Below are 11191 nucleotides of genomic sequence, written 5' to 3'. Positions count from 1 at the left end.
CAAGCACTTTCGCGCTATCGCGACCCGCTACGACAAACTCGCCAGAAACTTTCTCGCCGGCATCCACTTGGCCTCAGCTTTCATCTTGCTCAACTGAGGACAGGCTCTAGCGCGTGACGGGACTAGCTTGAATGACGACAGCGACGGCACTGCCCCCCGCAAGCCGCAGGGCTATGCATATGGCTGGCGGCCACGACGACATGGAAACGTCGCTTACAGAAGCGCACGAATGCCATATGCCTCGGGAGGCGAGCGTGCGCCTGCGTGATTTCGGAATATTGGAAAATATCCGTGAGTTGCCCGACGTGTCAAGTAGCCTGGTCGAACGCCGGCCACCGCCGGCTACTTTGTACTTTGCATGGGGTTGTTTTCGATATTTTGGGAACGCGCCTCCCCTGCGAGTGCTGGCAATCGCATATGGGCTCGATAGCGCCACAAACTCGTCATGCCCGGCCTTGTGCCGGCCATGACGGCGCGGAAACACCGGATTGCCCTGCCCGCAATCGGGAGAGGTGAGGCGCAGTTCGCCGCTCGATTCCAGGTGAAGTCATGTGCCAACGCGTGATTACTTTATTCAGCCCCCAGATGCCCGCGAACAATTCCCACCGCCTCCCCGACCAGCTCCGCGCCAATCTGCGCCTGGTGTTCGTCGGCACCGCAGCGAGCACGCGCTCGGCCGCCGTCGGGCATTATTACGCGCATCCCGGCAACCGGTTCTGGCGTGCGCTGCATGAGGCCGGCATCACGCCGCGGCGCTATCGGCCGGACGAGTTCGCGGCGCTGCTCGCGCTCGGCATCGGCTTCACCGATCTCTCCAAGACCGGCGCCGGGATGGATCACGAAATCAACAGGCAGTCGTTCGACGTGGTGGGCTTCCGGACGAAGATCGAGACCTATCGGCCGAACACCGTCGCCTTCACCAGCAGGAAGGGGGCGAGCCTGTTCTACAACAGGCCGACCAACGCGCTCGTGCTCGGTCGGCAGCCATCGGTGAATGGCTTTCCCGAAGTGTTCGTGCTGCCGTCGCCATCCGGCGCGGCCTCGGGTCATTGGACCTTACAGCCGTGGCGCGAACTCGCCGAGTGGATCACGGAATCGTAGGATCGTAGGATCGGTAGAGCCAACGGGTCCGCGCAAAGCGCGGCCCGAGATAAACTCCGCAAAACCCATCATCTCTCCCGACGCACCGAAGTCGATGGGTTTCGCTTCGCTCTACCCATCCTACGAGATCGCTACGAGACCGCTCCCTACTCCTTCAACGTGATCGCAAGCCCGCTGAGGTCGACATTGGCCATCAGCCCGACCTGCTTGCCGCTCAATTCGAGCACCGCGCCGTTCTGGTTGGTCAAGAGGATGCCGCGCACGCCGGCGCCGAGCGCAACGCCCATGCCCGCCGCGGCATAGACGCCGTTGATATCCTGCGGACGGCGGATATTGCGCACCCGCCCCTGCAACGTGGTCTGCGAGCCGCCGAACACGAGCCCATAGTCCAGCCCGCCGGCCGTGAGCCCATAGGTCTGGCCGTGGAAGGTCATGACGCCCTTGCCGGCGGAGCCGCCGAACACCCAGCCGCCCTTGAAGATCACGAGCGTCACCGCGCCCTCGTCAGCCAGGGCAGCGGACGTTCCGGTGAGCATCGCCAGCGCGAGCAGCGCGGCGCGGGCGACGGATGGCAACTTCATGGGGGATTCTCCGGACGAAGTGAGAGCGAATCGCGGCAATCCAGCCGACCGGCGGCATCGCTGAAATGCCGCGAAACATGCGGGATTGCGCTTGTTCCTGATGGTGCGGAGTCTATCATCGCCTCTGCAGCCGCGCGACCACTGGCGCATGCGCGCCCACCGCTTTGCCGGATCGCTGAGGAGTTTGCGCAACAGGGATCTGCATCGATGCACGATTTCACCCCACTTTCCGGCCTTGCCGGCGGCGCGCTGATCGGGCTTGCCGCCGCTCTGCTGATGCTGCTGACCGGGCGAATCGCCGGGGTCACCGGCATCGTCGGCGGCGCGCTGCAGGCCGATACCGCCGACCGTAGCGCCGATCGTTCCTGGCGCATCGCGTTCATCGCGGGACTGATCGGAGCGCCCCTGATTGCGGCGCTGTTCGGCGCGCCGCTGCCGCGGCCGGCGATGAATGCGAGCCTTGTGGTGGTCGCGATCGCGGGACTGCTGGTCGGATTCGGCACAAGGATGGGCAATGGCTGCACCTCGGGCCACGGCGTCTGCGGCTTCGCGCGGCTGTCCGGCCGTTCGATCGTGGCAACATGCATCTTCATCCTGACGGCGATCGCAACGGTCGCAATCGTCAGGCACGGGATCGGAGGCTAAGCATGATCCGGAAAAGTGCGAAGCGGTTTTTCCGAAAGGATCATGCTCAAACAAGGAGCGGTTTAGCGATGGCGGTGCTTGCCAGTTTTGCCTGCGGCCTGATCTTCGGCGCGGGCCTTCTGATCTCCGGCATGACCGATCCGCAGAAGGTGCTCGGCTTCCTCGATCTGTTCGGCGCGTGGGACGCGACGCTCGCCTTCGTGATGGCGGGCGCGGTTGCGGTCGCAGCAACCGGCTTCGCGATCGCCCGGCGGCGCACGGCCCCCGCCTTCTCGGCGCGCTTCCTCTGGCCCGACCGCACCGACATCGATGCGCCGCTGGTTGCCGGTGCGGTGCTGTTCGGCATCGGCTGGGGCCTCGTCGGCATCTGCCCCGGGCCGGCACTGGTCAATCTCGCCGGCCTCTCGCTACCGATCGTGGTCTTCGTTCTCGCGATGCTCGCAGGCATGATCGGCCAGAATCTCTTCGGCAGGAATCTTTGGCGCCGGCGTGCAGCGGCACCGCGCGCCATCGAAACTTCTCCCCTTCCATCTCACGCAGACGGGTGACCCAATGACTGAAAAGACCACAATCAAGCACTTCCCTCCTCCGCCCGGCGTCCAGGCGCCGCCACTCTCGTTCGGCGCCCGCGTCGGCGATTTGTTGTTCATCTCCGGCATTCCCGGCTTTGACGCCAATCGCGAGCTGCCCGACGGCTTCGAGGCGCAGTTCGCCAATGTCGTGACCAATATCAAGCGCGTGCTGAGCGAGGCGGGCGCGACGATGCGCGATCTCGTCAAGGTCAACGTGCTGCTGACGCGCGCGAGCGACGTCGCGACGATGAACGCGCTGTATGCTGGCGCGTTCGGCCCCGCCCCCTACCCCGCGCGCACCACCTGCGTGGTGGTGGCGCTGCCCAATCCAAAGATGCTGATCGAGATCGAGGGCGTGGCACACGTGAAGGGGTGATCTCAGGCTCTGTCATGCCGGAGCGCGCCACTTGGCGCGAGCCCTCAGGTGCGCAATTGCGCACCGGTTGAATCGAGGTCCATCTTCATCGTCGTCCTGGCGAAGGCCAGGACGACGATGTGGAGAGAGCTGACGCAAATCCGCGCTGCATCACGCCGGTTCAGTGAGCCCTCAGAACAACGACCCCTGCCCGTCGTCCTCCCGCACCGGCGCCTTTCTCGGCGCGGCCTTCTTCGGCTGCGGCGCGTCCTCCGCGGCGATTTCATCCGCGGTCATCGGCAGCAGCAATTGCGCATCGTCATTGGCGACCGCGTTGACGCGCATCGTGACCTGGTGCCAGGCGAACTCGCCGACCTCGGGGCCCTTCAGCATCGGCATCACGTCGTCGACATCATTCGGCAGGCAGTCGAGCCAGCGCGCGAATTGCTCGGGCCTGATCGTGACCGGCACGCGGTGATGCAATTGCGCGAGGTCGGGACTGGCCGGCGCAGTGACGATCGCGACCGTATCCTGCTCCTCGCCGTTCGGCCCCATCCAGGTCTCGGCAAGCGCGGCGAAGGCGAGCGGATGGCCGTCGCGGCGATGGATGAAGAACGGCCGCTTGCGGCCGCCGGCATCCTGCCATTCGTAATAGCCGTCGGCGGGGATCAGCGCCCGGCGCCGCTTGATCGCGTTCTTGAAGGCCGGCTTCTCACGCACCGTCTCGGAGCGCGCGTTGATCAGGAGCGAGAAGGTCCTGGGGTCCTTGACCCACGACGGGATCAGGCCCCAGCGCATCAATTGAAAATGCCGGCCGCCATTCTGCAGCAGCACCACCGGGATCGGCTGGGTCGGCGCAACATTATACCGTGGCGGAAAATTCGGCTGCTCGATATAGCCGAACATCTCGCGCAAGGCCGCCGGCGGCGAGGTTATGACAAAGCGTCCGCACATTTGCCGTCCAGAGTGGTATCCGTTTATTCTGCCTTAACTTGGACCGTTAAAGACTGCGATCAATGACCTCAACGGCCGCCATAGCGGACTCTTCCCCGCGACCGACGTACCCCGATGAGGCGCGGGCGGCGCTGTTGCGCGCCGCCAACATCAATCCCCGCACCGGGCTTGCCACCGACTACCTCAATCACTTCAACGAAGCCATCATGCTGCTGGAGATGGTCCCGGACCTGCCGGAATGCGCCAGCGATTTCCTCGAATGGCAGCCGCTGTCCTATGCCGAGCATTTCACCGCGTCGAATTTCCGGGCACGCGATCTCGCGATCGAGGCCTATGAGACCGCGGACGCCGCAATCCGGGCCGAATTCGACCAGCTCACCGACAGCATGACGAAGATCCTGACCGAGGTCGGGGCGGCGATGCGGCAATTGCAGCAGGACAAGAGCCGGGTCGCGCTCGCCGAGCAGGCGATCGTCTGGGTCAAGCCGCTGGTGATGCAGACCGCCGGCATCATCAACGGCGCCGCAGAGGCCGATGTCGACAGCATCATGGCGGGCGCCTGAGATATCGGGCATGATGGTCTTCACAACCGGCTGCTAATCACCTTGACCTCTCCCGAACCTCCGATCCGCCCGCAGCTCGCCGTGTCAGGCGTGATTTTCCGCGACGACAAGGTGCTGCTGGTGCGCCGCGCCCGCTCGCCCGGCAAGGGCTTCTATTCGCTGCCCGGCGGCCGGGTCGAGTTCGGCGAATCGCTGCATACCGCCCTGCACCGGGAGATCGACGAGGAGACCGGCCTCAAGGTCGAGATCGTCGGCCTCGCCGGCTGGCGCGAGGTGCTGCCGACCGGCCCCGGCACCGGACACTATCTGATCATGACCTTCGCGGCGCGCTGGGCGTCCCGCGAGCCTCACCTGAACGACGAGCACGACGATTTCAAATGGCTGGCGCCGGAGGAGATCGGCGACCTTAAAGTCACCGGCGGCCTGCATGCGGTGATTGCGGCCGCCCGGCGGCTGGTTTGAGGCCCGTGGGGGGCTTTGGGGGGCTCGGCCGCCTTGCCTCGGGCGCATTGAGGGGGCATACCACCGCCATTCCGGAACCCCTGATGATCAAAGCCTTTCTCGCCGTTGTGATCCTGATGTCGGCATGCCTTGCGACGCCCGCCCGGGCGCAGGACGCGGCTGCGCCGTTCGACGGCGATTTGCAGCGGCTGGCCGAGATCCTCGGCGCCCTGCACTATCTGCGCGGCATCTGCGGCTCCAACGAGGGCGCCAAATGGCGCAACGAAATGCAGGCACTGATCGATGCCGAGACCCCCTCCGGCGACCGCCGCGCCCGCATGATCGCGGGCTTCAACCGCGGCTATAACGGCTTCCAGCAGACCTACCGGACCTGCACGCCCGCGGCCACGGTAGCGATCCGCCGCTACATCGAGGAGGGCTCGAAAATCTCCCGCGACCTGACGGCCCGCTATGCCAACTGAACGGGCGATCTTCTTCGACCTCGACGGCACCCTGACCGACCCGAAGCCCGGCATCACCGGCTCGATCCAGTACGCGCTGGAAAAGCTCGGCCGGCCGGTTCCCTCGCAGGATGAACTGACCTGGTGCATCGGGCCGCCGCTCAGGGCGAGCTTTGCGATGCTGCTCGGCGGCGAGGAGCTCGCGGACCGCGCGGTCGCGCTCTACCGCGAAAGATTCGGCGATGTCGGGCTGTTCGAGAACGCGGTCTATCCCGACATCGCGGAGGTTCTGGCCGAGCTGCGCCGGGCACCGGGCCGGATGTTCGTCGCGACCTCGAAGCCGCATGTGTTCGCGACGCGGATCATCGCGCATTTCGGCCTCGGCGACTATTTCGACCACGTTTTCGGCTCGGAGTTCGACGGAACCCGGGTCAACAAGGTCGACCTGCTCACCTATGCGCTGGCGCAGACCGGGGCCGATCCGGCCAAATCCCTGATGATCGGCGATCGCAGCCACGACGTGATCGGGGCGAATCGAAACGGCATCCGGGCGGTCGGCGTCACCTATGGCTACGGCACGCCCGAGGAGCTGACCGAGGCCGGCGCCAGCCATCTGTGCGCCACGCCGCGCGCGGTGCTGGACCATATCCACAGCTCATTCGGCTGATCGCGGCCCGGATATCCGGAATTCCCCTTTAAATGCCGAGGCCGCCGTTAACCTTTTCGAAAGATGTGGGCTAGGCGGTACCTGCATGCGTGATACATCTCGCACGTCGCAGTGGTTCGCTCCTCGGACCGCGCGCTGTCAATTTGCAGAGTTTCATGCGCCATCCAGCGTCCTTCCCCCATCACCAAGACCCGCGACCCGACCACGAGCAGAAGCAGGCCGCGCTGGGCTACCTGAACGAGGCCTGGGCTGAAGCGCGTCACGACGGCGTCGATGGCGACTGCCTCGCGCAGGCGAGCCTGTTCGCGGCGCTGGCCGAATTGGTCGGCACCTATGGCGAGGACGCGGTGGCGAAATTCGCCGAGGGCCTCGCCGCGCGCGTGCGCAACGGCGAGTTCTCGCTGGCACTGGCCCGACAGTAAAACGATAGCGTTTTCGAGCGAAGTGGGCCGCCGGTTCGCGTCAAGAAAACGCGTCAAACGCGAACCTACGGCTTCAGCGTCTCGAGGAACCGAACCGGCTCGCCGGTCGATGGCGTCGTGACTTCGCCCTGCCACATCACCCGCCGGCCGCGCACGAAGGTGCCGACCGGCCAGCCCTGCACCCGCACGCCGTCATAAGGCGTCCAGGCGGCGCGCGAGGCGATCCATTTGTTGGTGATGGTCTCGCTGCGCTTCAGGTCGACGATTGTGAAGTCGGCATCGTAACCGGCCGCGATGCGGCCCTTGCAGGCGATGTTGAACAGGCGCGCAGGCCCCGCGCTGGTGAGATCGACGAAGCGAGCCAGCGACAGCCGCCCGGCATTGACGTGATCGAGCATCAGCGGCACCAGCGTCTGCACGCCGGTCATGCCCGACGGCGAGGCCGGATAGGTCTTGGCCTTCTCCTCCAGCGTATGCGGCGCGTGATCCGAGCCGAGCACGTCGATGATGCCCTGCTCGATACCGTACCAGATGCCGGCGCGGTGATCGGCCGAGCGCACCGGCGGGTTCATCTGGGCCAGTGTGCCGAGCCGCTCGTAGCACTCCGGCGCGGCCATGGTGAGGTGGTGCGGCGTCGCCTCGCAGGAGGCGACATCCTTGTGGTCACGCAGGTACAGAATCTCGTCCTTGGTCGAGATGTGCAGCACGTGGATGCGCTTGCCGGTCTCGCGCGCGAGATTGACCAGGCGCTCGGTCGCCATCAGCGCGGCGGTCTCGTCGCGCCACACCGGATGCGAGCGAGCATCGCCCTCGATCCGCAGCGGCTTGCGCTCGTTGAGGCGATACTCGTCCTCGGCGTGGAACGCGGCGCGGCGCCGGATCACCTGGAAGATCCGCCGCAGGCTCTCGTCGTCCTCGACCAGCAGCGCGCCGGTGGAGGAGCCGATGAACACCTTGACGCCGGCGCAGCCCGGGGCGCGCTCGAGCTCCGGCAGATCCTGCACGTTCTCGCGGGTGCCGCCGATGAAGAACGCGAAATCGCAATGCATGCGATGGCGGCCGCGCTTGATCTTGTCGGTGAAGGCCGCTTCGGTGACCGTCAGCGGATTGGTGTTCGGCATCTCGAACACGGCGGTGACCCCGCCCATCACCGCGCTGCGCGAGCCGGTCTCGAGGTCTTCCTTCTGGGTCAACCCGGGCTCGCGGAAATGCACCTGGGTGTCCATCACGCCGGGCAGGATGTGCAGGCCCTTGCAGTCGATCACCTCGCCGGCCGAGGCCTGACTGAGCGAGCCGATCGCGGCGATGCGGCCGCCCGCGATACCGATATCGCGCACGCCCTCGCCGTCCTGATTGACCACGGTGCCGGATTTTAGAATGGTGTCAAAATGCTGATTCATCGGTCCTCGACGCCCGCTTTCGGCTGTCGCGCGGGCCTTGTTCGGCGCACTGTAGCGCCTTAGCTTGGCAGGGGATATCGCGGCCTGCGCGTTTCCCAAGGAACTTGGAAAAGAGCCAATTTTGCGAATGAAAGCAGCGTTTCTTCCAGATCGGGGCGTGGTCAAGGTCTCTGGCGAGGACGCCCGCAACTTCCTCAACGGCCTCATCACCGCCGACATCGCCGAGTTGCGCGCGGGACAGGCCCGGTTCGGCGCGCTGCTGACGCCGCAGGGCAAGATCATCGTCGATTTCCTGATCACCGAGATACCCGCCGGCCACGGCGGCGGCTTCCTGATCGATGCGCCGCGCGCGCTCGCCAAGGGCCTTGCCGACAAGCTCGGCTTCTACAAGCTGCGCGCCAAGGTCGTGGTCGAGAACCTGTCCGACAGCCTTGGTGTGCTGGCGGCCTGGGATGGCGAGCCGGCGGCGACGCCGGATCTCGCGTTCGCCGATCCGCGCAACCCAGCGCTCGGCTGGCGCATCCTGATTCCGGAAGATTTGAAGCAGAAGCTCGCTGAGCTGATCGGTGCCGATCTCGTCGACTCCAACGCCTACGAGGCGCATCGGATCGCCACCGGCGTGCCGCGCGGCGGGCTCGACTTCATGTATGGCGACGCCTTCCCGCACGAGACCAATATGGATCGCCTCAACGGCGTCGATTTCGACAAGGGCTGTTATGTCGGCCAGGAGGTGGTGTCGCGCATGCAGCACCGCGGCACGGCGCGCACCCGCACGGTGAAGATCGTCCTCGACGGCCCCGCGCCCGAAGCCGGCGCTACCATCCTGGCTGGCGACAAGCAGGTCGGCACCATCGGTTCGACCGCCGGCGAGAAGGGTCTCGCGCTGGTCCGCATCGACCGCGTCGCCGATGCGCTCGACGCCGGCCTGGCGCTGACCGCGGGCGGGCTGTCGCTTCACCTCGCCGAACCTGACGCCGTCCGCATCACACCCAAGCAGACCGTCGCATGAGCCGTACCGCGCAGCTGCATCCCGACGGCAAGACGCGCTGCCCCTGGCCGGGCGAGGATGCGTTCTACGTCGCCTATCACGACAATGAATGGGGCGTGCCGGAATATGACGACCGCGCACTCTACGAAAAGCTGATCCTCGACGGCTTCCAGGCCGGTCTGTCCTGGATCACGATCCTGCGCAAGCGCGAGAACTTCCGCAAAGCCTTCGACGATTTCCAGCCCGAGAAGATCGCGCGCTACAACGCCAAGAAGGTGCACGCGCTGATGAACGATGCCGGCATCGTCCGCAACCGCGCCAAGATCGAAGGCGCGGTCGCGAGTGCGAAGGGCTATCTGGAGATCATGGAGAAAGGCCCCGGCTTCTCGAATTTCCTGTGGGACTTCGTCGACGGCAAGCCGAAGGTCAATCAATTCAAGACCACCGCGAGCGTGCCGGCCTCGACGCCGGTCTCGATCAAGGTCTCGAAGGAGCTCGGCGCGCGCGGCTTCAAGTTCGTCGGTCCCACCATCGTCTACGCCTTCATGCAGGCGACCGGCATGGTCAACGATCACCTCGTGACCTGCTTCTGCCACGAGAGCTGCAGCGGCAAGCTCCGCACACCGCGACTCAAGAAGAAATGACGGCGCGCAAATCGACGGAGACAACCCGCGCCTGGCAGCGGATGTTGTCGGGACGCCGGCTGGACCTGCTCGACCCGTCGCCGCTCGATATCGAAATCGTCGACATCGCGCATGGACTGGCGCGGGTCGCGCGCTGGAACGGCCAGACCAGCGGGGCGCACATCTTCTCGGTGGCTCAGCACACGCTGCTGGTCGAAGCCGTGATGCGCCAGCAGATGCCGCGCGTCGACATCCGCCATCGTCTCGCGGCGCTGCTGCACGACGCACCGGAATACGTCATCGGCGACATGATCTCACCGTTCAAGGCGGTGCTGTCAGGCGAATACAAGGCGGTGGAGAAGCGGCTGCTCGGCGCGATCCATATCCGCTTCGGCCTGCCCGCCGTGCTGGCGGACGAGATCACCCAGCAGATCAAGGCCGCCGATCGCGGCGCCGCGTATCTCGAGGCGACGCATCTGGCGGGATTTTCGCGAGCCGAGGCCAAGCGGCTGTTCGGCCGCGATCCGGAACTGCCCGAAGCGACCGAGCGCGACTATCTGACGCCATGGACCGCCGCGCGGGCCGAAAAGCAGTTTCTCGAGCGCTTCAAGGCATTGCACGCCTCTTAGGGCGGCACCGAAAGACGTGCCGCCGGTTGCGCCGCAAAACGATGAATCGGCATGGCACCCCCGCCTTTGCCCGTTCGGGAGCAGCCGTTATAATCCGGCACCCCCGATAGAAGGACCATCATGCTTCACGTCTGCTCGCTTGCCGCACTCTCCGACACGGTTCGCGCCACCGGCGCCAGCCATGTGCTGACTGTGATGGCCAATGTCGACCAGGTGCAGCGGCCGCCTTCCGTGCTGCCGGCCAACCACCTGAAAGTGTCGATGGACGACATCATCGAACAGATGGACGGATTCGTTGCGCCCAACGAGTCGCATATCGAGAAGGTGCTGAGCTTCGTGCGCGGCTGGGATCGCCAAGCACCGATGGTGGTGCATTGCTACGCCGGCATCAGCCGTTCGACCGCGAGCGCATTCGTCACGGTCTGCGCCCTCAACCCGCACCGCGACGAAATGTCCATCGCCCGGATGATCCGCGAGGCCTCGCCGATCGCGGCTCCCAACCGGCTGATCGTCAGCCTCGCCGACAAGGCGCTGGGGCGCGAGGGCCGGATGCTGCGCGCACTCGACGCGATGGGTCCCGGCAGTATGAGCGTCGAAGGCCGGCCCTTCCGCATCGATCTGGACTAAGCGCGGCCGGTCACGCCCGATCGCTTGAACTTCCGGTCCTCCTCACGGCACTACTAGTGGCTCGTCACAGTGATTTTGACGGTTTGATACCGAGCCAGCTTAGGATCGGCAAGTTCTCTGGCGGCACGAGGATTTCGATGCTTCTGGGGATATCGGCTCGAC

The 11191-nt window shown here is 65.4% G+C and carries 16 protein-coding genes and 1 pseudogene; 14 read left to right on the top strand and 3 right to left on the bottom strand.

Going from position 1 to position 11191, the window contains the following annotated elements; genetic code table 11:
- Together ACZBJS_RS41050 and ACZBJS_RS41045 are read left to right on the top strand one after the other, a co-directional pair.
- A pseudogene (locus tag ACZBJS_RS41050) lies at positions 1-97 on the top strand (IS5/IS1182 family transposase); the annotation flags it as partial.
- Between the two features lie 488 nt (positions 98-585).
- Complete coding sequence (locus ACZBJS_RS41045; protein WP_316393677.1) at positions 586-1101, top strand: mismatch-specific DNA-glycosylase; 516 nt, start codon at positions 586-588, stop codon at positions 1099-1101.
- 146 nt (positions 1102-1247) lie between these two features.
- On the opposite strand, the gene ACZBJS_RS41040 is transcribed toward ACZBJS_RS41045, so the two are convergent.
- Positions 1248-1682 (bottom strand): hypothetical protein, encoded by a 435-nt coding sequence (locus tag ACZBJS_RS41040; RefSeq protein ID WP_028332611.1) that lies wholly within the window; start codon positions 1680-1682, stop codon positions 1248-1250.
- 207 nt (positions 1683-1889) lie between these two features.
- Between ACZBJS_RS41040 and ACZBJS_RS41035 the strand changes: the two genes are divergently transcribed.
- The 3 genes from ACZBJS_RS41035 (at position 1890) to ACZBJS_RS41025 (ending at position 3275) form a co-directional block, all read left to right on the top strand.
- Complete coding sequence (locus ACZBJS_RS41035) at positions 1890-2327, top strand: YeeE/YedE family protein (RefSeq protein ID WP_316393676.1); 438 nt, start codon at positions 1890-1892, stop codon at positions 2325-2327.
- Positions 2328-2395: 68 nt separating this feature from the next.
- Positions 2396-2875: a DUF6691 family protein gene (locus ACZBJS_RS41030; protein ID WP_168857499.1), complete on the top strand. Its 480-nt coding sequence runs from the start codon at positions 2396-2398 to the stop codon at positions 2873-2875.
- 4 nt (positions 2876-2879) lie between these two features.
- Positions 2880-3275 carry a RidA family protein gene (locus ACZBJS_RS41025; protein ID WP_076824036.1) on the top strand — a complete coding sequence of 132 codons (396 nt, stop codon included), beginning with the start codon at positions 2880-2882 and terminating at the stop codon, positions 3273-3275.
- Between the two features lie 171 nt (positions 3276-3446).
- Here the strand turns inward: ACZBJS_RS41025 and ACZBJS_RS41020 are convergent, their stop codons facing one another.
- Positions 3447-4208, bottom strand: a complete 762-nt coding sequence (locus ACZBJS_RS41020; protein WP_057014941.1) for an SOS response-associated peptidase — start codon at positions 4206-4208, stop codon at positions 3447-3449.
- Positions 4209-4270: 62 nt separating this feature from the next.
- On the opposite strand from ACZBJS_RS41020, the gene ACZBJS_RS41015 reads away from it, so the two are divergent.
- The 5 genes from ACZBJS_RS41015 (at position 4271) to ACZBJS_RS40995 (ending at position 6762) form a co-directional block, all read left to right on the top strand.
- Positions 4271-4771, top strand: coding sequence for a hypothetical protein (locus ACZBJS_RS41015; RefSeq protein WP_057014940.1), 501 nt, complete (start codon positions 4271-4273; stop codon positions 4769-4771).
- A gap of 42 nt (positions 4772-4813) precedes the next feature.
- Entirely contained in the window at positions 4814-5233 is a 420-nt protein-coding gene (locus tag ACZBJS_RS41010; protein ID WP_316393674.1) for an NUDIX hydrolase, read from the top strand.
- Positions 5234-5316: 83 nt separating this feature from the next.
- Positions 5317-5694 (top strand): TIGR02301 family protein, encoded by a 378-nt coding sequence (locus ACZBJS_RS41005; RefSeq protein WP_028332618.1) that lies wholly within the window; start codon positions 5317-5319, stop codon positions 5692-5694.
- Positions 5684-6340, top strand: coding sequence for an HAD family hydrolase (locus ACZBJS_RS41000; protein ID WP_316393673.1), 657 nt, complete (start codon positions 5684-5686; stop codon positions 6338-6340). The genes ACZBJS_RS41005 and ACZBJS_RS41000 overlap by 11 nt, the downstream gene beginning before the upstream one ends.
- A gap of 155 nt (positions 6341-6495) precedes the next feature.
- Entirely contained in the window at positions 6496-6762 is a 267-nt protein-coding gene (locus ACZBJS_RS40995; protein WP_028332620.1) for a hypothetical protein, read from the top strand.
- Positions 6763-6827: 65 nt separating this feature from the next.
- On the opposite strand, the gene ACZBJS_RS40990 is transcribed toward ACZBJS_RS40995, so the two are convergent.
- On the bottom strand, positions 6828-8162 hold the full coding sequence (locus ACZBJS_RS40990) for a dihydroorotase (RefSeq protein WP_316393672.1): 1335 nt from the start codon (positions 8160-8162) through the stop codon (positions 6828-6830).
- Positions 8163-8289: 127 nt separating this feature from the next.
- On the opposite strand from ACZBJS_RS40990, the gene ygfZ reads away from it, so the two are divergent.
- The 4 genes from ygfZ to ACZBJS_RS40970 all read left to right on the top strand — a co-directional run bounded on the left by ygfZ (position 8290) and on the right by ACZBJS_RS40970 (position 11029).
- On the top strand, positions 8290-9171 hold the full coding sequence (ygfZ, locus tag ACZBJS_RS40985) for a CAF17-like 4Fe-4S cluster assembly/insertion protein YgfZ (RefSeq protein ID WP_316393671.1): 882 nt from the start codon (positions 8290-8292) through the stop codon (positions 9169-9171).
- Positions 9168-9794 carry a DNA-3-methyladenine glycosylase I gene (locus tag ACZBJS_RS40980; RefSeq protein ID WP_057014934.1) on the top strand — a complete coding sequence of 209 codons (627 nt, stop codon included), beginning with the start codon at positions 9168-9170 and terminating at the stop codon, positions 9792-9794. The genes ygfZ and ACZBJS_RS40980 overlap by 4 nt, the downstream gene beginning before the upstream one ends.
- The gene (locus ACZBJS_RS40975; protein WP_463440198.1) at positions 9791-10402 is read left to right on the top strand and encodes a YfbR-like 5'-deoxynucleotidase; all 612 of its coding nucleotides are present in this window, start codon (positions 9791-9793) and stop codon (positions 10400-10402) included. The genes ACZBJS_RS40980 and ACZBJS_RS40975 overlap by 4 nt, the downstream gene beginning before the upstream one ends.
- A gap of 120 nt (positions 10403-10522) precedes the next feature.
- Entirely contained in the window at positions 10523-11029 is a 507-nt protein-coding gene (locus ACZBJS_RS40970; RefSeq protein ID WP_316393669.1) for a tyrosine phosphatase family protein, read from the top strand.
- The last annotated feature ends 162 nt before the right edge of the window (positions 11030-11191 follow it).

It is taken from the genome of Bradyrhizobium sp. KZN70725 (assembly GCF_055264925.1).
The sequence above is the reverse complement of the archived record's forward strand: the minus strand, read 5'-3'. Positions and strand labels throughout refer to the sequence as shown.

Coding starts and splice junctions, on each gene's coding strand:
- ACZBJS_RS40975 (WP_463440198.1), top strand. CDS start 9,791: ATGACGGCGCGCAAATCGACGGAGACAACCCGCGCCTGGCAGCGGATG.
- ygfZ (WP_316393671.1), top strand. CDS start 8,290: ATGAAAGCAGCGTTTCTTCCAGATCGGGGCGTGGTCAAGGTCTCTGGC.
- ACZBJS_RS41040 (WP_028332611.1), bottom strand. CDS start 1,682: ATGAAGTTGCCATCCGTCGCCCGCGCCGCGCTGCTCGCGCTGGCGATG.
- ACZBJS_RS41025 (WP_076824036.1), top strand. CDS start 2,880: ATGACTGAAAAGACCACAATCAAGCACTTCCCTCCTCCGCCCGGCGTC.
- ACZBJS_RS40980 (WP_057014934.1), top strand. CDS start 9,168: ATGAGCCGTACCGCGCAGCTGCATCCCGACGGCAAGACGCGCTGCCCC.
- ACZBJS_RS40995 (WP_028332620.1), top strand. CDS start 6,496: ATGCGCCATCCAGCGTCCTTCCCCCATCACCAAGACCCGCGACCCGAC.
- ACZBJS_RS40970 (WP_316393669.1), top strand. CDS start 10,523: ATGCTTCACGTCTGCTCGCTTGCCGCACTCTCCGACACGGTTCGCGCC.
- ACZBJS_RS41005 (WP_028332618.1), top strand. CDS start 5,317: ATGATCAAAGCCTTTCTCGCCGTTGTGATCCTGATGTCGGCATGCCTT.
- ACZBJS_RS41030 (WP_168857499.1), top strand. CDS start 2,396: ATGGCGGTGCTTGCCAGTTTTGCCTGCGGCCTGATCTTCGGCGCGGGC.
- ACZBJS_RS41015 (WP_057014940.1), top strand. CDS start 4,271: ATGACCTCAACGGCCGCCATAGCGGACTCTTCCCCGCGACCGACGTAC.
- ACZBJS_RS41020 (WP_057014941.1), bottom strand. CDS start 4,208: ATGTGCGGACGCTTTGTCATAACCTCGCCGCCGGCGGCCTTGCGCGAG.
- ACZBJS_RS41045 (WP_316393677.1), top strand. CDS start 586: ATGCCCGCGAACAATTCCCACCGCCTCCCCGACCAGCTCCGCGCCAAT.
- ACZBJS_RS41000 (WP_316393673.1), top strand. CDS start 5,684: ATGCCAACTGAACGGGCGATCTTCTTCGACCTCGACGGCACCCTGACC.
- ACZBJS_RS41035 (WP_316393676.1), top strand. CDS start 1,890: ATGCACGATTTCACCCCACTTTCCGGCCTTGCCGGCGGCGCGCTGATC.
- ACZBJS_RS40990 (WP_316393672.1), bottom strand. CDS start 8,162: ATGAATCAGCATTTTGACACCATTCTAAAATCCGGCACCGTGGTCAAT.